The 21781-nt window shown below is 51.4% G+C and carries 21 protein-coding genes; 20 read left to right on the forward strand and 1 reads right to left on the reverse strand.

All coding sequences use genetic code 11. The annotated features are described in order from the left end of the window. The first annotated feature begins 16 nt into the window (after nt 1-16). The 15 genes from INF77_RS19590 (at nt 17) to INF77_RS19655 (ending at nt 12388) form a co-directional block, all read left to right on the forward strand. Nucleotides 17-1357 carry a DUF3383 family protein gene (locus INF77_RS19590; protein WP_193532170.1) on the forward strand — a complete coding sequence of 447 codons (1341 nt, stop codon included), beginning with the start codon at nt 17-19 and terminating at the stop codon, nt 1355-1357. A gap of 2 nt (nt 1358-1359) precedes the next feature. Then, a complete protein-coding gene (locus tag INF77_RS19595) occupies nt 1360-1806 on the forward strand; it encodes a phage protein (RefSeq protein WP_193532171.1) in 447 nt (148 codons plus the stop codon). Nucleotides 1807-1842: 36 nt separating this feature from the next. After that, entirely contained in the window at nt 1843-2280 is a 438-nt protein-coding gene (locus tag INF77_RS19600; RefSeq protein WP_006809751.1) for a phage tail assembly chaperone, read from the forward strand. A gap of 161 nt (nt 2281-2441) precedes the next feature. Beyond that, nucleotides 2442-4013 carry a tape measure protein gene (locus tag INF77_RS19605; protein ID WP_193532172.1) on the forward strand — a complete coding sequence of 524 codons (1572 nt, stop codon included), beginning with the start codon at nt 2442-2444 and terminating at the stop codon, nt 4011-4013. A gap of 1 nt (nt 4014) precedes the next feature. Then, nucleotides 4015-4731 (forward strand): phage baseplate protein, encoded by a 717-nt coding sequence (locus INF77_RS19610; protein WP_193532173.1) that lies wholly within the window; start codon nt 4015-4017, stop codon nt 4729-4731. After that, nucleotides 4728-5069: a hypothetical protein gene (locus INF77_RS19615; protein ID WP_193532174.1), complete on the forward strand. Its 342-nt coding sequence runs from the start codon at nt 4728-4730 to the stop codon at nt 5067-5069. Before INF77_RS19610 ends, INF77_RS19615 begins: the two co-directional genes overlap by 4 nt. Continuing rightward, a complete protein-coding gene (locus INF77_RS19620; protein ID WP_193532175.1) occupies nt 5044-5979 on the forward strand; it encodes a hypothetical protein in 936 nt (311 codons plus the stop codon). Before INF77_RS19615 ends, INF77_RS19620 begins: the two co-directional genes overlap by 26 nt. After that, nucleotides 5979-6653, forward strand: a complete 675-nt coding sequence (locus tag INF77_RS19625; RefSeq protein ID WP_193532176.1) for a Gp138 family membrane-puncturing spike protein — start codon at nt 5979-5981, stop codon at nt 6651-6653. The genes INF77_RS19620 and INF77_RS19625 overlap by 1 nt, the downstream gene beginning before the upstream one ends. Nucleotides 6654-6662: 9 nt before the next feature. After that, nucleotides 6663-6899: a hypothetical protein gene (locus tag INF77_RS19630; RefSeq protein WP_193532177.1), complete on the forward strand. Its 237-nt coding sequence runs from the start codon at nt 6663-6665 to the stop codon at nt 6897-6899. Between the two features lie 40 nt (nt 6900-6939). Further along, on the forward strand, nt 6940-7308 hold the full coding sequence (locus tag INF77_RS23325) for a hypothetical protein (protein WP_227413934.1): 369 nt from the start codon (nt 6940-6942) through the stop codon (nt 7306-7308). Between the two features lie 65 nt (nt 7309-7373). Further along, entirely contained in the window at nt 7374-8792 is a 1419-nt protein-coding gene (locus INF77_RS19635) for a baseplate J/gp47 family protein (RefSeq protein ID WP_193532178.1), read from the forward strand. Next, nucleotides 8785-9540, forward strand: a complete 756-nt coding sequence (locus INF77_RS19640; RefSeq protein WP_370529629.1) for a hypothetical protein — start codon at nt 8785-8787, stop codon at nt 9538-9540. The genes INF77_RS19635 and INF77_RS19640 overlap by 8 nt, the downstream gene beginning before the upstream one ends. Nucleotides 9541-9548: 8 nt before the next feature. Next, nucleotides 9549-9785, forward strand: coding sequence for a phosphoglycolate phosphatase (locus INF77_RS19645; protein ID WP_193532179.1), 237 nt, complete (start codon nt 9549-9551; stop codon nt 9783-9785). Next, nucleotides 9785-10426: a hypothetical protein gene (locus INF77_RS19650; protein ID WP_193532180.1), complete on the forward strand. Its 642-nt coding sequence runs from the start codon at nt 9785-9787 to the stop codon at nt 10424-10426. Before INF77_RS19645 ends, INF77_RS19650 begins: the two co-directional genes overlap by 1 nt. Beyond that, nucleotides 10427-12388, forward strand: coding sequence for a hypothetical protein (locus INF77_RS19655; RefSeq protein WP_193532181.1), 1962 nt, complete (start codon nt 10427-10429; stop codon nt 12386-12388). Nucleotides 12389-12417: 29 nt separating this feature from the next. Here the strand turns inward: INF77_RS19655 and INF77_RS19660 are convergent, their stop codons facing one another. Further along, nucleotides 12418-13512, reverse strand: coding sequence for an acyltransferase (locus INF77_RS19660; RefSeq protein ID WP_193543100.1), 1095 nt, complete (start codon nt 13510-13512; stop codon nt 12418-12420). 157 nt (nt 13513-13669) lie between these two features. Between INF77_RS19660 and INF77_RS23330 the strand changes: the two genes are divergently transcribed. From INF77_RS23330 to INF77_RS19680, 5 genes are all read left to right on the forward strand, one after another. Next, nucleotides 13670-14056 carry a S24 family peptidase gene (locus tag INF77_RS23330; protein ID WP_227413935.1) on the forward strand — a complete coding sequence of 129 codons (387 nt, stop codon included), beginning with the start codon at nt 13670-13672 and terminating at the stop codon, nt 14054-14056. A gap of 456 nt (nt 14057-14512) precedes the next feature. Continuing rightward, nucleotides 14513-16696 (forward strand): TonB-dependent siderophore receptor, encoded by a 2184-nt coding sequence (locus tag INF77_RS19665; protein WP_088205205.1) that lies wholly within the window; start codon nt 14513-14515, stop codon nt 16694-16696. 127 nt (nt 16697-16823) lie between these two features. After that, a complete protein-coding gene (locus tag INF77_RS19670) occupies nt 16824-18797 on the forward strand; it encodes a PhoX family phosphatase (RefSeq protein WP_193532184.1) in 1974 nt (657 codons plus the stop codon). A gap of 102 nt (nt 18798-18899) precedes the next feature. Then, nucleotides 18900-20288 (forward strand): phenylalanine transporter, encoded by a 1389-nt coding sequence (gene pheP, locus INF77_RS19675; protein ID WP_028012237.1) that lies wholly within the window; start codon nt 18900-18902, stop codon nt 20286-20288. 243 nt (nt 20289-20531) lie between these two features. After that, nucleotides 20532-21767, forward strand: coding sequence for an MFS transporter (locus tag INF77_RS19680; protein WP_193532185.1), 1236 nt, complete (start codon nt 20532-20534; stop codon nt 21765-21767). The last annotated feature ends 14 nt before the right edge of the window (nt 21768-21781 follow it).

Genomic DNA, 21781 nt, shown 5'->3' on the forward strand with positions numbered 1-21781 from the left:
ACACGGAGTTTCATCAATGGCAAATCTAAGCCAGATTGCCAACGTGAATATTTCGCTGGACACAGCGAGTATCGCGAAGGCGTCATTCGGCATTCCACTTGCAGTTTCGCCGACAACGGCATTCAGTGAGCGAATCCGTAAATATTCAAGCTACAGCGCGGCGCAGCAGGACGGACTTGACCCGCAGACGCTCAAAGCGCTCTCAGCAGTATTTAGTCAGACCCCGCGCCCAAATCAGGCGTGGGTAGGTCGACGAAACGCCGTTTCTGTTGACCTGACAGTAACCAGCGCGACGATCACAACGGGCAACATTTTCGCATTCAGCGTGAATGGCACCACCGTAACGTACACCGCAGCGAGTGGCGATGATGCTTCTGACGTATATACCGGTCTGAAAACAGCGCTGGCGGCACAATCTGTAGTTGATGCGCTGTTTACCAGCACCGCTGATGCTGAAGGGTTGCACCTGGTAGTGAAAGCTCCTGAGACAGCAACCATCGTTAAGCCAGTGACCAGCCTGTCAATCGCAACCGCAGGCTCAGCAGACGGACTGGAAGCTGACCTTAACGCCATTCAGCAGGAAGACCCGGGATGGTACGGATTTGCTCTGGTAGAGCGTGGTGACGCACTAATTCAGGATGCAGCAGCATGGGCTGAGACGCAGACCAAACTGTTCTTCGCATGCAGCGATACCGCTGATATCTGGACGTCTGCTGATGACGATATCGCATCGCAGTTGCAGGACCTTCAATATCTTCGTACAGCGCTAATTGCTCACAAGGCAGCCGCGACTGAGTATCCTGAAATGGCATGGATGGGCCGATGCTTCACCATTGCGCCAGGTGGCGAAACGTGGGCACTTAAAACACTGGCTGCTATCACGCCGAGCAAGTTCAGTGACACAGAGCAGAGCTACATCTTCCAGAAGAACGCTAACGCCTACGAACAGTACGCAGAAAATACCTACCTGATTAACAAAGGTAAGGTTGCATCTGGCGAATGGATTGATGTTGTGCGATTCCGTGACTGGCTTGTAGACACCATTCAGAAGAACATGGCTTCTCTGATGATCCGCCAGAAGAAGGTGCCTTACACTAATGGCGGTATTGCCCTCATCGTCAACAACCTGAACGGTTCACTTATTCAGGGGCAGCAGGCAGGTGGAATCGCTCCTGATGAGCGTGACAGCGAGGGTAACACAATCCCTGGCTTCCGTATCACTTACCCAAATGCAGCCGACGTATCTGCTGATATCAAAGCTACCCGAACTCTCTATATCGAGTTTGTGGCGCTTCTGGCTGGCGCAATCCAGGTGGTAGAAATCACCGGCTCACTTACCTATAGCTACGAGGGCTAATTATGTCTGCTGAATTAACTGGCTCTTATGACGGCTCAGAAGTATTTGTCACTATCGGCCCACTGCTATTAACCGGCTTCAGTGATGGAGACTCCATTACGGCTCGTAAGAACGCGAACTTCTATGAATCGCGTGCTGGTCTCGATGGCTCAGTAGGTCGTGCGCGAGTAACGGATAAGCGTGGGCAGATCGAACTGCACCTTTTGCAGACATCCGCGGCAAACGATGAGCTATCTGCACTGATGAACCTTGATTCAATAACGCAGGACGGCAAGGCAGTTTATCCGGTATCAGTAACTGACTTCTCTGGTCGCACTGTTATTGCAGCAGGCCAGGCGTGGCTTTATCAGCTTGGCGACGTGGCCTTCTCAACTAACGAGGTTGGTGAACGCATTTACACCTTTGAATGCGCTGACCTGAAATTCTCCCTCGGTGGTAACAACGTTTAACAATGCCGCCTTCGGGCGGTTTTTTTTGAGGTCCATATGTCTCAGGAATTCGCTACCTTCCATATCGGTGACAAAGAGTTTAAAGCCGCCAAAATGAACGCCTTCGCTGCGGCAAAGCACTTAGTAAAACTGAAAACGCTGCTTGATAAAGGCCTGGCTTCAGGCGGTGATGCAAACGCCATTCAGTTACTGGCTGGCATCGATGAGAAAACGCTGGAGGAGGTTATCATTCCTATCCTGCGCGATTCATCAACATTCAGCGTTACTGATGAGAAGAAAATCGACAGCCCTAACGCAATGAACCTTGTGTTCACCGTAGACACGCTGTTCGACTTCTTCGAGCTGTGCTGGGAAGTGCTGAAGCTCAACTTCACCCCTTTTTTTACGAAAGTTCTCACCCTGTTTGGGTTAAGCCCAGAAGAGCTGGCAAATCGGGTTCAATCACTGGCGAAAAGCGCGACCCAGGAAAGTTAAGGGAAGATGTTGAAACAGAGCTATGGGTATGGCGTCCGATAATGAGAAATATGTGTACGGTTGCAGAGGTGAAGTCAGGACTTATCACATGCGAAGACCTGCTCAAGCTTAACGCCCTCATAGAGATGACCGACTATCTGAATGCGCCAATGGAGAAGTAAATGGTTATTCGTGAATTGCTTATCCGCTTGGGATTAACCGGTTCGGATACAGTTGGTAGAGGACTGGATAAGGTTGACGGGAAAGTTGACAAAACTATCCAGTCATTCAGTGCGCTTGGCGGTGTTCTGGCTACAGTATTTGGTGCGGTAACAATATCAAATATCGCAAAAACGGCTGATAGCATGCAATCGTTTGAAGCTCGAATCGGGATGCTAAGCCAGACCGTAACAGATTCCGCAACGGCATTCGATGAAGTTGCAAAGCATGCTGCGGACTCCCGTCAGTCCATTGACTCATACGCAACATTTTATCTTCGCGTAGGTAATGCCGCAAAAAGCGTCGTCACCTCACAAGAGGAACTGCTGTCGATTACTGACACCGTTTCAAAAGCCATGGTTGTTGGCGGGGCAACAGCAGAAGAGCAATCATCCGCTTTGCTGCAGTTCGCGCAGGCGCTTGGGTCTGGTGTTTTGCAAGGTGATGAATTCAGGTCATTAGCAGAAGCAGCGCCAATGCTACTCGACAAAATTGGCGAAGCGTTAAAGATACCGCGCGAAGAATTAAAGAAGATGGCCGCTGATGGTAAGTTAACAACCAAAGCCGTCATCGGAGCATTAAAAACCATTGGCCCTGAATTTGACAAAGCATTTCAGCAGATGCCATTAACAATAGGGCAGGCGTTGACTATCGCTGGTAATAAATGGGATCAATTTATTGCAAGAATGAACAGAAGCAGCGGAGCTGTGACATGGGTGGCAAATAAGTTCCTGTGGATGGCTGATAAAATCGAGTATGCACTGGACTCTGTGATAGATGCCCTTGGCGGCGCAGAGAACGCTGTAAAACTGCTCGGTGTCGCTCTTGGCGCAGCAGGACTGGTTGGTTCAGTCTACCTCCTCTCGGCAGCCTTTACAGCACTAACAAGCCCGGTATTTTTGGTTATAGCTGCACTTGCTGCTCTGTTTCTTGTTGGTGAGGACATCAACTCCTGGCTCAATGGAAATAAGTCACTTCTTGGAGACATGATCGGTCCGGTTACTGAGTACACCGATTCAATAAACTCTTTGAAAGTGGCGCTCACAGACATGAAGGACATGGCCGTGTGGGCGCTAAACGTCCTCAAAAGCCTTACCAACTTCTTTAACTCCAGCCAGGATAAGGCGCAGGAGTGGGGTGATAAGCTAGGAACTACAAGGTTCGGACCATGGTTGAAAGAAAAGGCTGGATGGCTTGTTGAGGACTTGGGTAAATGGGCGTCCTGGGGAAATGCACAAACAAACGGTGCATTTGATGTGCCGAGAATGTGGTCTGATATGCTTGCAGGGGTAAGGGGTTTCAATCAGGACGCAAAAGTTGGAAATACTTTACTCCCAAGTTACCAATCTCTTTCTCTGCCCCCACCATCAGCAGCGGCTGGTCCTAAGATTGATGTCAATATAGGCAATATCTCAGTCCCTGCCGGAACCTCTGATGAGCAGGTGAGATTCCTCCAGGATAGCGCTAAATCAGCATTCAGTGACTACGGATGGAATGCGCTGGGTAACACATTAAACTTCAACACTGGAGGTTAGCATGGCAACTGATGTGCTTGGCTTCCTCTGGAACTCGTCAGGCGATAGCACCTTCAGGCTTAATGACCCGGGCGTCGGCAATCTTGAGTTCGACACTCTGGACCAGGAAACGCATGAGTGGACGCGCGATGTGACAATGAATCCCGTAGAAAACGGGTCGCCAATATCAGATCACATCATCCGTCAGCCGAAAAAGATTACCGTTGCCGGAATGATAAGCAACGCGCCGGTGACCGGGGTATTAACTCAGGTAGCAAACGCTCTGGATAGCGGCTTCGACGGGGAAGACAGGGTTAACACAGCGATCAAGCTGCTTGACTCGCTCTATCTTTCAAACGAACTGGTAACCATCTACACCAAAAATTACACCTACGAGAATATGCTCATTCAGGGAATTAACATTCCAAGAAGGGTGGATGATGGTGATGCGGTCAATTTTACGATAGATGCTGTTCAGGCAAATATCGTCAGTACGGCTACTACAGAAGTTCCGCCAGGTGTAGGCGTCAGGAAAACGGATGTGACCAGTAATGGCGCCACTGCTAAAGCCGGAACATCAAACTCAGCAGACCCAGCTACGGCTAACCGGGCTACGCCAACCAAAAACGTTGGTAAGAATACTGGTTCAATCCTGAGTCAGGCCTTGGATGGATTATCAGGTTCTGGCGGTAAGCTTCAGGAATATCTAGGCAACATCATAGGTAATGTTACCCCATGACCCCACTAAATTTTCAGGCTGGATTTACTGACCAGACATTGCAGGCTGTTTTCGACGATACACCGGTTACGCTTCGCCTGCGATGGAATGAGCGCTTTGGCTTCTGGTCGCTTGGTATCTATGACCGTGAGTCATTGCCGATCATAACTGGAGTTAAGCTTGTACAGAATTACCCGCTTCTAAAGAACTTCAGTTTCGATAACTTCTCCGGAGATATCTATTTCATCCGTATGTATGGTGAAAAGGTACGCCCTGATATCGATTCGATTGGAGGCGATCACCTGTTGGTGTATGCCACTGAGGAAGAAATAGATGAGTTTGTTTCTGCGAACGGGTGAAATCATCATAGGTCAGCCTCAGGGCGAGGCAGTAAGCATTAAAGACCTGCGTTTTGAGTTCGATATCACCAAAACAGCCAGCAAAACCGCCAACGAAGCATCACTCAAAATCTACAACGCCGCTCCCACAACTATCACTCTTATGGAAACCGTAAATAACGTGGTCATCATCAAGGCTGGCTACGTCAATGATATCGGCGCTATCACCATATTCACTGGCACCACATGCCGTAGCCTGACGTATCAGGATGGTCCTGACATCATAACGGAAATGGAGTTAAGGGACAGTGTCATACCTTTGCGCGACGCCAAGATAAGCGTTTCCTTCCCTCCAAATACGTCAGCAATGACCGTTCTGGATGGAGTGGCGAAGAACTTTGGTCTGCCAATCAAGAAGAGCATCAGCAAGGTTCAGGATAAGCAGTATGTCGGCGGATATGCCTATAACGGCAGGGTGCGTGATGCCATGGACAGGGTCTGTAATTATCTTGGGCTGGAGTGGAGCGCTCAGGATAGCGAAATACAGATTATCAAAAAGGGTGGCGTCTATGCAGACACGGCAGTCGTGCTGTCGAAGGGCACTGGCATGATCGGCTATCCCCGCCGTGAAGCAAAAACCATGACCGAGAAGACGGCAGCCAAGCAAGGAATAAAATACGGTCAGAAAGGTATCGTCAGGACGGTTGTGGATGTAGAAGACCCAACGGCGAAGCTAAAAGACCGGGTCACTCTTGAGGTGCAGGGCTACCGGGTGAAATCACTGCTAAACCCTGCCATTTATCCCGGCGCTTATGTGCAGCTTAAATCACGCGGCATAGACGGGGAGTTCTTCAGAGTTGAAGAAGCACATTACACCGGTGATACGCACGGGCAGGAATGGAGCGTGGAAGCGCTATTGAGGTTTATCTGATGGCTGATAACAGTGATGTAGTAGAAGCGCTCAGACGGCTTGTTAGCTCGGAAATGGACACGGTAAACACTGCACTTCCATGTACCGTGGTGAGTTACTCAGGTGGCAAGGTAACGGTAAAGCCTGATGGCGAGAAAATATACGCAGATGGCGATACGAACGCTTATCCGGTACTGAGCGATTTGCGTATGGTGTGGCCGCAGTTTGCAAACGGTCAGGCCGGATTGAAAGGCCCCGTCCAGGCTGGCGACAAGTGCCTTTTGGTGGTCTGCCAGCAGGCAACCGATGGAAGCGACGACACAAGGCGATTCGACATCATCGACTCATACGTTATTCCAGGGGCTGGTTACAGCGACGCTGTTCCTGGAAACGATGACGTGAGAATGTATTTTGGCGACGCCTTCATTGCTATTGATGCCAGCGGGAAAATGACCATAAACGCGCCAGGCGGGGTGGAAGAAACAACACCGCTGCACACCGTTAAAGGAAGAATGACTGTTGAGCAACTATTTACCTACCAGGGCGGCATGACTGGCTCGGGAGGTGAAACATCGGTGGCTACCATTACAGGGGCGATGCAGGTAATTGGTGACGTGGTTATAAATGGTATTAAAATAGGCACTCACAAACATCCTGGCGATAGTGGTGGAACCACTGGAGAGCCTATTAACTAGCGGGGCAACATGGAAAACGCGCTGATTATTCTGGTAGTTCTTATAGTTCTTTTCATCGTATTCAGGAAATTCAACCTTTGGTACTGGAAAATCCAGGAGCACATTGACAATCAGAAGCAGATTATCTCCCTTCTGGAAAAGGTCTGCTCCCGTGTAGGCTCAATGGATGAGGAGATAACTGAATTATCACGGATATACAAAGGTAAAAACCAACCTGCACCAAAGACTGGACTCCTTGATGATTGAGAAATAATCTCGCAATTGAGCTAAGAATGAGCCCATAGATATGGGCTTTTTTATTATAAGGCCCAAGATGATAGATTTCAGACTTACAGATAACAAAGTCGTTTTCACTAACGGCCTTCTTCAGTACGTAGATGGCGCTGAGCGCGTCAGGCAACAGGTGGAGTTCAGGCTTAACCTGTGGCGAGGGGAGTGGTTCCTTGATAGCCAATTTGGAACGCCTTACCTACAGGATATTCTAGGTAAGCAGGTAACGCTTAATGGTGCGCTATCAGCCATCCGTACAGAAATCCTGGCTGTAGAGGGAGTTAACGGAATAGTTGAGTTTTCCTACAACTTTGACCGTGCCGAACGAAAGCTTAGCATCGAGTTTACAGCTAACACTGAGTACGGGTTGGTGCAGTACCCCTGATAAATAACCCCTTCAATATGCCTCGCCAATGTGCGGGGCTTTTTTATGCCTGAAATAAGGTGCATATGGCTGATTACATTACTGCGACAGGATTTGACAAGCCGACATTACCGGAGATGGTTCAGGAAATCGGTGATGCAATGGAAACGGTCGTCGGACCGATTAACAGAGAGGCTGATTCGACCACCGGACAGTGGATCGGAATTGAAGCTGAGCAAAACGCAATTCACTTCGAAACGGAAGAGGAGTTGTGGGCTAGCCGGTTTCTTGCTTCTGCTGAGGGATTCGCCCTTGATGCCCTTGGCGACTGGATGGGTGGAATTACCCGGCATGGAAAAACCAAGACAAAAGTGAACGCCGTTATTTATGGCTCTGAATCACGACTTGTTCCCGCTGGTTCTCTAGCGTCGTTCGGTAATTACCAGTTCAGACTGACTGCAGATTACACCATCTCACGATCTACGCTTCTTGATGGCGAGGTGAGGGTGTCTAACAACACGCAAGCCTCCTACACGGTACGGATTGCTGGCGTTGATCATACCTACACCAAGGTCGCAGGAGACACCGTAAACACCATTGCGACAGGTCTTGCAGCGGTGGTTGACTCAACAAGTCAGTATTCAGCAACAGCAAATGGCTCAGTAATCAGGCTCACCTCTGAAAACCTGATTGAAGGTTATGCAGTGTCGCTTAGCGCTGGCTTGGCATGGCAGCTGATTGGCTCACCGGCAATCTTTGAGGCTACTGAAGCAGGTCCGATAGTCGTTCCTGTTGGCGGACTAAACAATCCTGTAAGTGCGATAACCGGATGGACTGGAGTTAATAACCTTGTTCAGGGGGCTACCGGTTCCGATCGTGAATCAGACACAGATTACCGCCAACGTTTATATCAGAGCAGATCGTCATCAGGCGGTGCTGCCACAATCCCAGCAATTGAGACGCGCCTTATTACGGAAGTCAGCGGCGTAACCTTAGCAAAAGTCATTGAAAACGACACCATGTCTACCGTGGATAGCATTCCACCAAAAGCCATCCACACCATTGTGTCTGGAGGTCTTGAGCAAGATATTGCTGACGCTATCTGGAAGTACAAAGGGGCGGGAATAGCAACCTACGGTTCAATTGCGATCACTGTGTATGACCGGTACGAGAGACCACATATCGTGAACTTCTCAAGGCCTACAGAAGTGGATATTTACGTCAAAGTTGACGTTGTTCTTCTGGATACTGAGGAGCCGTTACCAGCCGCTGTTGTGGACGCTATAAAGCAAGGCGTTGTGGCTTACGGTGCCACCCTTGGACTTGGTGATGACGTTATTACCCAGCGCATTTATGGATATATCTACGCAAATACTACCGGCATCGGGAAAATGACCATCACGGTAAGTACTGACGGAACTACGTTCGCCGAAAGTAACATTTCCGTTGCTGAAAACTCCTTCGCTTCGTTCTCCGCTGCCAATGTGGAGGTCACAGGTGTCTGATGAATGGATTGATATCGATTTCCTTGCTCTGATACGACAGAGGCCTACTGACTGGCTTAAAAAAGGCGGTCAGGTTCCAGACCTCTTTGCAGCTGTTGGCGTTCTCCATCCTGAAATTGAAGCTCGCGCTAAATATATCTATCTGACGCAAAGCATATACAACGCGCACGGCATAGAACTGGACAGATTCGGTCAGTACGTTGATGTCGGTCGTGATGGGATGTCTGACGATGATTATCGCCGGGCAATTATGCAGGCGAAACTGGCGACTGCCTTCAGCGGAACGCCAGATAACGTCATGGTCGTAATGGCAACCACTACATCAAGTACCGATGTCGAACTGGTTGAGCTTCATCCTGCAGCATTCAGCGTTCATGCAACAGGACCTTATGTACCGACAAACATCAATTCCATCGTCGACAGAGCCTCTGTGGCGGGCGTTAGAGCCTATTCAACGCACGATTATGGCCTAAATGGTTTCTCCCTGGCAGGAATAGACACCAACTCAGGGCAGGCCTTACAGGTCGGTGATAACACAGCAATGCAGGTAGACACCGACACAGCGCTTGGACTTAACCGTGGGTCTGTATTCATTGCTGGATCATATCTTGATGCAGCTGGTTCAGTGTCAGGCGTACTCGAAGTAAACGGCTCATATCTCGGCGTCGCTGACGACGATTACCTTCTTATATTCTCCCGTGACTATGGCGTCTCCGGGACGATGCTTTGCGGCGCTATGCCTAAGTGAGAAATTAAATGGCTATCACATCATTTGCAGATACTGACGTCACTTACGCTGACGGGCAGAAAAACAAAGAGCCAGTTCCAGATGAGATCCTGGCGAGCGGTTTTGTTCCTCCAGTGCGCATGCCAGATGGTTCAATTTCGGCCGGAAGTAAACTTGCGGCCAACCATCTCAACACCTTACTTAATGACTTGTACGCACAAATTTCTGATTTGAAAGCGCGAGTTTCCGCGCTTGAGGGGGCTTAATGGCTGATATTCTTCTCAAATATCTGACAGACCTCCCTTCGGCTTCATCAGCAGAATTGAGTGATTTATTACACGTAAACCAATCAGGAAATGACAGATCCCTAACCATCTCAGTTCTTCTTGGTGTGATGATTGATGGAATCTACCCAATAGGTAGCGTTCATTTTTTTACTGATACAACAAACCCAAACGTGACATGGCCTGGAACTACATGGGCAAGAATACCTGGGGCAGGAAAGACGTTACGCCTTGCTAATAACTCAGGTAGTGATGTTATGCAACAGGGCGGAAGTGATTCAGTGATTTTATCTCAGTCCAACATTCCACAGCATAAACATACGGTAAATATAACTACCAGCCTTTTTGACCATGGCTTAAAGCAAACCTCCAATTACACGCACGCCCATAGCGTTCAATTACGAAGCCTTGGGAGTTTGACTGGTGGTGCGATGGATGGGAGTAGTGATGACATTATTTCAACCCAATCAACAACAACATCCAGCGACACGCATTCACATTATGTAGATATAGGTGCGCACCAGCACCTGGTGTCTGGTGAGACTGAGAATTTTGGTTCTGCTACAGAGTTTAATATCACAAATCAATTTATAAAATTAGCTGGATGGTACAGGACTGCTTAAATGGCCGAACAAAAAGTAAAACTCACAGACTTACCTGCAGCAACAGATACAATCGATACAGCCCAACTACTAATCAACCAAAACAACACCGACCAAAAATTACCAGTTACCCACTTCCTGAGAGCAAAAAACAATCTTTCTGAAATAACAAATATTGCACAGGCCAGAGCAAATCTAAACGTACCATCAGTAGATGAGGTAAACGAAAAGCTTTCAGGCTATATTGATGGGAAATATACGTTTACGAGTGGAGGTGCGCTTTCTAAAAGGAGTGACTTCATTTGGGACGAAGATACAAAATCATGGTATTACTGGTCAGGAAATTTACCAAAAGAAGTACCCCCAGCCTCTAACCCGGACTCAACAGGCGGGACAGGTCAAGATGCATGGATTGGCGTAGGCGATTCTGTTCTGCGATCTGACCTGGCAAAAGATACTGGCGCAGACATTCCACATTTCAAACAGGCGGGCGTCACCGGGTCGATTAATTCACCAATATCTACTCGATTCGCCAGAAAACTAGATGCCGTAGCAGACTTCGGCGCTGACCCAACTGGAGCTACAGATTCATATGCTGCACTTCAAGCTTGGGCCGATGCATTAGTCAATGATGGGATGGCAATAGGAACCATTGCAGGTGAATTCAAAATATCATCACCTGTCACTATGAGGGATATTCACGGAATCACAATTATTGCCGATTGCTATATTTACCCTACTTACAGCACGGGCAAGCATGTTTTTGGGATATGTGAGGGCAGCAACGCATCATTCTATGGTCGGCTTGAAGTTTCAGGGCAGAAGAAGCCTGGAATTAACTCCTCAATCCGAGTTTGGTCTGAAGGTAATGGGGGAGTATCGAATATTAACTTCTTTGGCGTGGTTCCTGGTGATTGCATCAACTCATGGAAATTTGGTGATGATGACTATCCAAACGCGTTAGTAAGTGAGATCTCTGTATTCGGTGGTCACATAACTGGATCGCCACGACCAATAAACTGCGTTGGAACACAAACATACATCAACTTTATCGGCGTTAATTGTGTGTCACAGATACAGTCCGAACTGCCTGGTGTTGACCCAATTAATGTAACTGTAAAAGGCGCTCAAGTTAAGTTCATTGGTGGTGAGCTTATTCATGCAGCAGACATTACTGGAGGCGTAGTCTTTGTAGAGCCAATAGTAGATCCAGTCCATGGAAATAGTTACGGTAATTTCGCAAGCGTTCACGTACACACTGAGACTGCTGCGGCTCTCGCTGTAATATGGAACCCGAATAATATCACCAATACAATCAGCAAAAGAACAGGCGTTAGTTTTATTGGATCTCATGGCTATCATTCTCAGGATAATGGTGAGTTTATCTCTGTAAATAGCACTGCGATAGATTTCCAAGGATTCATTCAAATAGGAAACATGTCAATGTACAGCCTAGTTCAAAGGACGCAGCCAAATATTGTTGCAAGAAATGCCCACGTTTACTGCGACGATAAAGGGTTTGGTGACAACTTTGTGAAAGGCCTCCAGGGTATCGTTGGTGGTATACTACACTTCCCCCAGATGCCTATTCTTGTTGCCAAAAATGCCAATGGACAGACATTCACTACAGCAGTAAACACAATTATCTACTCAGAACCTGAATATAATGACGATACCTACCGATGGAGTAGTAACTACAATGCATCCACTGGCGTGTTCACTGTGCCAGCAGGTGGCCTGACAGCTGTTACAGTAACCGCAGTACTGCGTTGCAATGCCGATGTTGATGTACAGCTAGACGTTTACGTCAACAACGTAGTTAAAAGCCTTGGTTATTACAGAGATAACATTGGTGAGATTAACGCTGAAATAGGAGACCTCAACGCTGGAGACCAAATCACTGTTAGAGCCAATCTCAGAACCGGAAGCGCCCAGGCAAACGGCGGAGCTCTTGAGCGAATGATCATATCGGCACGCAAATAGAAAAAGGCGCACTATGTGCGCCATCTATTCTAGGCAAATTCCTTTGGCCTGACAGAATCTACTAATGCAGTAAGCTTCTTGGACATGCTTACAGACGGCATTTCAACAAACCTAAAAAGAATTATTGATACCATCACTGAAATAGTTGTCATTATCACCAATGCCGATAATCCGATAATTGATTCTTGATGGAAATATTTGTTATATATTTCTATGATGATGTAGTGGCACATATATAGTGAGAACGAAACATTGCCAAGAACATCCAACAATGGGCTTTCATATTTCCTCACAGTTCCTTCGATAAGTGTCATGCACAGCACTATTAAAAATGCCATGAACCCCCACGATAGAGGACCGTGATCGCTATCCTTTGTGAGGAAAATGCTTGATATTGCTATTATTATTGTACACACGAGGAAAACAGTGATAATGCCACCACCCCTCCTGCTTTCAGAAAGCTTGAATTTTTTAAAGATGCAGTATGTTGCTATACCATAAACAAAATCAATGTATATCGGAGAAGAGATGAGCGTTATAAAATCATTTATTATGTAGTTATTGTTGAGGCCATCAAGAGTAGGAGAGCCTGAAAGCATCTGAGTAATAAATACCATAGATACTATAGCAATTGATGAAATAAGCATCCTGTATTTATGTGAAATGCTCATTGCAATAAGGAATATAAAATAGAAGGATATCTCGTATGTAAGTGTCCATGCAATGCCAAGCATATTGTAACCAAAGAAAGGCGCTCCAGCATGATAGTCAACGTGAAGAGGGATTATCGACCAGATAAACCACATCATTAGGTCGTGAGATTCAGGCCGTAGAATTACCGCCAAAAAGTACACTGACATTGATAAAATCAGCAGCGGGTAAATCCTGAAGAATCTTCTGATAACAAATTTCAACGATGCGTTGCATTCTTCTTTCTCTGTAGCAAAGCATATTATAAATCCACTTATCACAAAGAAGAGATCCACTCCGAAAGCTCCCTTTGAAAAAAGCAAATCACCTAGGTTGGATTGAGCGTATACATTATTCAGGTAACCCCTGAAGTGGAAGAGGACAACAAACAGCGCTGCAATACCTCTAAGATAATGAATGCTATATATTTTCATAAAATTAATGCCAAATAATATTTATATTGTCCAATGATAGCATTGGCGCTCTGAAATGGTTAGGAGTAATCCTACACTACTTAGCGAAGATTGCACTTGATCGGCATCACCGATCGATAATACTGTATGCATATACAGTAACTATCGGAGATGAGTTATGGGATTCCCGAGTCCAGCGCAAGACTATGTTGAGCAACGCATATCACTAGACCAGCACATCATAAGCAGGCCAGCGGCTACTTACTTCATGCGAGCCGGTGCAACGCATTATCGCGAAGGCATTCTCAATGGTGCCCTCCTCGTTGTTGACGCATCTCTGAGGCCGTGTGATGGCTCATTGCTGGTTTGCAGAATGGAGGGTGAGATGAGGATAAAGCGATACCGCACTCATCCAAAGCCTCATCTCGAAGATTTGCAGACAGGAAGACACGAAGAGATACCTGCGTACGATGACGGCACGAGTCCGGATGCGATATTTGGTGTTATCACCTATATCATCAACGATGCACGGTCAGGTGAGTTTGATGACTGTCCGGTTATGTGAGACAGAAATGGGACACACAAAGCTTTGCATCGGTTTGCAAGGCTTTGCATGTTTTTCGAAGATGGGACGTGTGAGCGCCGTAGTGATGGGGTAAGTTGTTGTTAGCTCAGGTAGTTCCAGGAACTTCTAAGCCGTAGGTCGTAGGTTCGAATCCTACAGGGCGTGCCATTTAGAAACAGGCACTTAAGCCAGTTTCAAACCAGCCTGATTTTCTCCTTCTGTCGTATTTGCATCATGGTTGCCAAAATGGCCTCAATTTTCCGTGCGTGTGAGCTCAAAGGGTTCAGCGCAAGGTGAGTATCCCCTTTTATCACGCATTAACTTGAGCAGGATCCTGCAGAGATTTGCGCTTGCCAAAGCATAGATAATGCGTATAGTTCTCATTTGCATTGCAACCAATATATTCTAAGGCCCGTCCACGGGCTATTTTTGCGCGCACTTTCAAACGAGTTAACGATGAACAACACCAAAATGCACAAAACGCTGCTGGCGCTCGCCATTGGCGCGGTTACACATTCCGCCTGGGCGGCAGAGGATAAAAAAGAAGACACCATCGTTGTGCAGTCTGCACCTGCCGGCGACTTTAAACCCGGTGGCGACCAGCTGGTGCCGGCCTTCCTTGACGGGCAGGTGGCCAACGGCGGACGTATGGGGATGCTCGGCCAGCAGAACGCCATGGACGTGCCGTTCAACATCATCAGCTACACCTCGAAGCTGGTGGAAGATCAGCAGGCAAAAACCATTGCTGACGTAGTCGCGAACGACGCGGGCGTGCAGTTTGTACAGGGTTACGGCAACAGCGCGGAAACCTTCCGCATTCGCGGCCTGAAGTTTGACGGCGACGACATGACCTTCGGCGGCCTCTCCGGCGTGCTGCCGCGTCAGGTGGTGGATGCCCAGATGGTTGACCGCATTGAGATCTTCAAAGGGGCCAACTCCCTGATGAACGGCGCGGCAAGCTCGGGCGTGGGCGGGATGATTAACCTTGAGCCAAAGCATGCCGGGGAAACGCCGCAGGCGAAAGTGGGCGTGGACTACACCTCGGATTCCCAGATTGGCACCACGCTGGATGCGGGGCGTCGCTTTGGCGATAACGACCAGTTCGGCGCGCGCGTGAACCTCGTGCATCGTGAAGGCGAAACCGGCGTACCGAACGATCGCCGCCGCACCACGCTGCTCTCCACCGGCCTGGACTACAAAGGCGACCGCTTCCGCACCTCGCTGGATCTGGGCTATCAGAAGAAAACCTTCCACGGCAGCCCGACCAGCGTCAACATCTCGGCGGTGGACTTCGTGCCTGAACCGCCGAAAAACGATCGTAACTTCTCGCAGAAGTGGGCCTACAGCGATATCGAAAACGAGTTCGGGATGTGGCGCAGCGAGTACGACATCACCGATAGCTGGACGGCCTATACCGGCCTGGGCGCGCAGCACGCGCATGAAGAAGGGATCTACAGCGCGCCGAAGCTGGTGGACAAGAGCGGCAAGGCGACGGCCAGCCGTCTGGATACCAATCGCATCAGCGATTCCGTCAGCGGGATGGCGGGCATTCGCGGCAACTTCAACACCGGCTTCGTCTCGCACAAGGTCAACGTCGGGTACTCCGCAATGACCAAAAACGAAAAAATCGCCTGGAAAATGTCGGCGGCGAAGGATAACCCGACCACCAACATCTACCACAACACCGGCGTGGATATGCCGGACAGCACCAACTTCAACGGCTCCGGCGGTAAATACAGCGATCCGCTGACCAGCGGGCGCACCCGCACCCAGGGCTGGCTGCTGAGCGATACCCTGGGCGTGTTTGATGACAAGCTGCTGTTCACCGCAGGCGCGCGCCATCAGAAAGTGGTCGTTCGCGGGTATAACAAAATTACCGGCGCAGAGAACGACGCGGACGGCTTCGACGGCAGCCGCTGGATGCCAACCTACGGCGTGGTTTACAAACCGTGGGAAGAAATTTCCCTCTACGCCAACCACACCGAAGCGCTGCAGCCGGGCAAAACCGCACCTAACACCGCCACCAACTACGGCCAGAGCACCGGCATCGTTCACTCTAAGCAGAACGAAGTGGGCGTGAAGGCGGACTTCGGGCGCGTGGGCGGCTCCCTGGCGCTGTTTGAGATTAAAATGCCCTCGGCGATCCTCGATGCTAACAATCACTACGGCCTGGATGCGGAGCAGCGTAACCGTGGCGTGGAGCTGAACGTCTTCGGCGAGCCGATGCTCGGGATGCGTCTGAACGCCAGCGCCACCTGGCTGCAGGCGGAGCTAACCAAAACCAAAAACGGCGTGAACCAGGGCAACGATGCGATCGGTATTCCGAACTTCTACGCCGTGCTGGGTGCGGAGTACGACATCAAGCCGGTTGACGGCCTGACAGCGACCGCGCGCGTGAACCACTCCGGCACGCAGTATGCCGATCTCGCGAACAGCAAAAAGCTGGATAGCTACACCACGCTGGATCTGGGCATGCGCTATCGCTTCGCGGTGAACCACAACGCAAACCAGATGACCGTGCGCGCGGGCATCGACAACGTGACCAATGAGAACTACTGGGCCAGCGTGGACGATTCCGGTACCTACATCACTCAGGGCGAACCGCGTACCTTTAAGGTCTCGGTTGGCTACGAGTTCTAAGCGTTCCACCTCGTTATCCGGGGCACGGATGCCCCCATCCTTCCGTCATCGTGTTATAAAATTGTAATAAAAGCTTCTTACACTGGTCGCCAACTCTTTACCTCTTGGCCAATGACAGGAAGCCGCTATGGGCAGACCCCTCAAATCCGTTTTTAAAAAAGAACATCGCGACGACATCGCTAACCGCAGCGCAAACCCGGTATTCTCCGAGGTGGCAGAGGTGTTCCTCTCCCGCCGCCGTTTTCTCCAGATGGGGGCCGTTGCGGGGGCCGCCGTATCATTCCCGTTTCTGATCAAACCTGAGAACGCCATTGCCGCGGTATCGAAGCCTTCCGCGCTGGCAAAAGCGGTTTCCCTGGGCTTTACCAGCATCGACGTCTCTACCGAAGATACGGTCAGGGTGCCGGAAGGCTATATTGCCCGCCCGTTCTATCGTTGGGGTGACCCGACGGGGATCAAAAACAACATGCCGGCCTTTAAGCCGGACGCCAGCAACACCACGGACGAACAGGCTGTGCAGGCGGGTATGCACCACGACGGCATGGCGTGGTTTAGCCTGCCGCAGGGGGAGCAAAACCCGGAGCATGGCCTGCTGGCGATGAACCATGAATACATCGACAACGGGATGCTGTTTACCGACGGTACGGCGAACTGGAGCCTCGACAAGGCCCGCAAGGGGCAGAACGCGATGGGCGTCTCGGTGGTGGAAGTGAAAAAAGCGGGCAGCGACTGGCAGGTGGTACGCCCGTCTTCATATGCCCGCCGCATCACCGTCAATACGCCGATGCAGCTTACCGGCCCGGCGCGGCATCAGGACTTAATGAAAACCGCCGCCGACCCGCAGGGGGAGCGCGTGCTGGGCACCATGCAAAACTGCGCCAACGGCCACACGCCGTGGGGCACCTATCTCACCTGCGAGGAAAACTGGTCGGATATTTTTGTCAAAAAAGCCGATCTCAATCTACTGGAAAAACGCTACGGCATCAGCGACAGCGATGAATCCTACCGCTGGAACGAGGTGGACGAGCGGTTCAGCGTCGATAAAACTCCTAACGAACCCAACCGTTTCGGCTGGGTCGTGGAGATCGATCCCTACAACCCCACCTCCACACCGCGCAAGCACACCGCCCTGGGCCGCTTCAAGCATGAGGGGGCAGCCGTCACGCTCGCCGCCGATAACCGCGTGGTGGTCTACATGGGGGACGATCAGAAGTTTGAGTACATCTATAAGTTTGTCTCGGACAAAAAATACGATCCCGCGAACCGTGAAGCCAATATGCAGCTGCTGACCTCCGGCACGCTGTACGTCGCCAGGTTCAACGAGGACGGGAGCGGCGACTGGCTGCCGCTAATCTTCGGGCAAAATGGCCTGGATAAGAGTAAAGGGTTTGAAAACCAGGGCGATCTGCTGATTAAAACCCGCCTGGCGGCCGACGCGGTGGGGGCGACCAAAATGGATCGCCCCGAATGGATAGCCGTCGATCCGCACGCCAGCGGCAGCGTCTACTGTACGCTCACCAACAACAGCGATCGCGGGAAAGAGGGGAAAGCGCCGGTGGATGCCGCCAACCCGCGCGCCAACAACGTGTTTGGGCATATCATGCACTGGCACGAAGACGGCGCGGACCCTGCTGCCGCGCGCTTTAAGTGGGATATTCTGGTCATGGCCGGACGCACCGACGGCGACGATCCGAAGGCCAAAGGCTCCATGCAGGGCGCGGCATTCGGCAGTCCGGACGGACTCTCTTTCGATCATCAGGGCATCCTGTGGATCCAGACCGACGTCTCCTCCAGCACCATCAATAAGAAAGCGTACGAGGGGATGGGCAATAACCAGATGGTGGCGACCATTCCGGGCACCAACGAGTATCGCCGTTTCCTGACCGGGCCGCGCGGGTGTGAGATCACCGGCATTGCGTTTACGCCGGACAACCGCACGCTGTTTATCAACATTCAGCACCCAGGGGAGGGCGGGGATGATATTACCGACCCGGCCAATCCTCGCGCCGTCTCTAACTGGCCGGACGCCAGCCCGAACGGACGCCCGCGATCGTCGACGGTGGTGATCGTTAAAGCGGACGGCGGAATTATCGGGTCGTGACGTTTATCCGCCGGGCGCACGCGCTGGCCCGGCGTTAAGCTTGCTACCACCAGCATGAAGTGTTAAAACGTGCCCCTTCTAAAAAAGAGACAGGGGTAGGGCGTGAAAGACGCGTCATCCGCTTCAGGCCATGGTCGCGCTGAAGCCTCGTCGGATCAGAATCCGACGCTGCAACGTGGTTTGCAAAATCGACATATTCAGTTAATTGCCCTCGGCGGCGCAATCGGTACCGGGCTGTTTCTCGGCATCGGCCCCGCCATTCAGATGGCCGGCCCGGCGGTTCTGCTGGGCTACGCTATCGCCGGGGTTATCGCCTTCCTGATCATGCGCCAGCTCGGCGAGATGGTCGTTGAAGAGCCGGTGTCAGGCTCCTTCGCGCACTTTGCCTATAAATACTGGGGCCCGTTCGCAGGCTTCCTCTCCGGCTGGAACTACTGGGTGATGTTCGTGCTGGTGGGGATGGCGGAGCTGACCGCCGCAGGCATCTACATGCAGTACTGGCTGCCGGACGTGCCCACGTGGATCTGGGCGGCGGCCTTCTTCATCATCATTAACGCCGTTAACCTCGTCAACGTGCGCCTGTATGGTGAAACCGAGTTCTGGTTTGCGCTGATTAAGGTGCTGGCAATTATCGGCATGATCGGCTTTGGCCTGTGGCTGCTGTTCTCCGGCCACGGCGGCGAGCGGGCCACTATCGACAACCTGTGGCAGCACGGCGGCTTCCTGGCGACCGGCTGGAAAGGGCTCATCCTCTCGCTGGCGGTGATTATGTTCTCCTTCGGCGGTCTGGAGCTGATTGGCATTACCGCGGCCGAAGCGCGCGATCCGCATAAAAGCATTCCGAAAGCGGTCAACCAGGTGGTGTACCGTATTCTGCTGTTCTATATCGGCTCGCTGGTGGTGCTGCTGGCGCTCTATCCGTGGGTGGAAGTGAAGTCCGACAGCAGCCCGTTCGTGATGATTTTCCACGATCTCAACAGCAACGTGGTGGCTTCGGCACTGAACTTCGTCATTCTGGTGGCCTCTTTGTCGGTGTACAACAGCGGGGTCTACTCCAACAGCCGTATGCTGTTTGGCCTCTCCGTACAGGGCAACGCACCGAAGTTCCTTACCCGCGTCAGCCGCCGCGGCGTGCCGGTCAATTCGCTGTTCCTTTCCGGCGCGATTACGTCTCTGGTAGTGCTAATTAACTACCTGCTGCCGAAACAGGCCTTTGGCCTGCTGATGGCGCTGGTTGTGGCGACGCTGCTGCTGAACTGGATCATGATCTGCCTGGCGCACCTGCGTTTCCGCGCGGCGATGCGCCGCAAGGGGCGCGAGACGCAGTTCAAAGCGCTGCTCTATCCGGCGGGGAACTACCTCTGTATCGCGTTCCTGGCGTTGATTCTGGTGCTGATGTGCACCATGGATGAGATGCGGCTTTCAGCAATGCTGCTGCCGGTATGGGTGGTGTTCCTGTTTATCGCGTTTAAGCTCTCACGCAAAAAGTAGCCCGTTTTTCTCCCTCTCCCTGTGGGAGAGGGCCGGGGTGAGGGCAACAGACCGCACCAAACCAGACCGCACCTGCCTTCACGCCCGGTGGCGCTGCGCTTACAAGCCTACAAAACACTGCTTCATCTTTATCGTGACCCCCCTCCCAAATCTTCTACGATCCACAGGATCTTTATTTTGTAATCGATTACTTTTCATTTGAGTTGTTTTGTAATCGATTACTTTTTCCGGGTGAGGCTTATCATGGTGTCAACTGAAAGTAGTGAAAAGGCGATAGCGCAGCACCGGCTACTGGTGCCGCGGCTGTCGCTGATGATGTTTCTGCAATTTTTTATCTGGGGTAGCTGGTCGGTCACGCTCGGCCTGGTGATGACCCAGCACAACATGTCTCTGCTGATTGGCGATGCGTTCTCCGCCGGGCCAATCGCCTCGATTCTTTCGCCGTTCGTGCTCGGGATGCTGGTGGACCGCTTCTTCGCCTCGCAGAAGGTGATGGCGGTGATGCACCTCGCGGGCGCGGCGATCCTCTGGTTCGTGCCGGGGGCGCTGATTGCCGAGAACGGCGCGCTGCTGATTGGCCTGCTGTTTGGCTACACGCACTGCTACATGCCGACGCTGGCGCTGACCAACAACATCGCGTTCCATAGCCTGGCGAACGTGGATAAAACCTTCCCGCTGGTGCGCGTGTTCGGCACCATCGGCTGGATCGTGGCGGGCATTTTCATCGGCGTCACCGGCGTGGCGTCCAGCGTTACCATCTTTAAGGTAGCGGCGGCCAGCTCCGTGCTGCTGGCGCTTTACAGCCTGACGCTGCCGCACACGCCTGCGCCCGCGAAAGGCCTGCCGGTGAAGGTGCGGGATCTCTTCTGCGCGGATGCGTTCGCGCTGCTCAAAACCCGCCACTTTTTCGTCTTCTCCGTCTGCGCGATGCTGATCTCCGTCCCGCTCGGCACCTATTACGCCTACACCGCCTCGTATCTGGCGGATGCAGGAATTGCCGACGTCAGCACCGCCATGTCCTTCGGGCAGATGTCCGAGATCTTCTTCATGCTGGTCATTCCGCTGCTGTTCCGCCGTCTGGGCGTGAAGGTCATGCTACTGATCGGCATGCTGGCGTGGTTCGTGCGCTACGCCATGTTCGCGCTGGGCGTCAGCGAGGAGGGGCGCATTCTGCTGTATCTCGGCATTCTGCTCCACGGCGTCTGCTACGATTTCTTCTTTGTCGTCGGCTTTATCTACACCGACCGGGTGGCAGGCGAAAAGGTCAAAGGCCAGGCCCAGAGCATGATCGTGATGTTCACCTACGGCATCGGCATGCTGCTTGGCTCGCAGATTTCCGGCGCGCTCTATAACCGCCTGGTGGCAGGGCAGACCGTGCCGCAGGCGTGGGTGACATTCTGGTGGATCCCGGCGGTAGCGGCCGCGGCGATCGCGCTGATTTTCCTTCTCACGTTTAAGTATGACGATGACAAGGCGTAACGTTCAGGAGGTGG

Source organism: Enterobacter cloacae complex sp. P1B (assembly GCF_014982345.1).
GTDB classification, from domain to species: domain Bacteria; phylum Pseudomonadota; class Gammaproteobacteria; order Enterobacterales; family Enterobacteriaceae; genus Enterobacter; species Enterobacter bugandensis.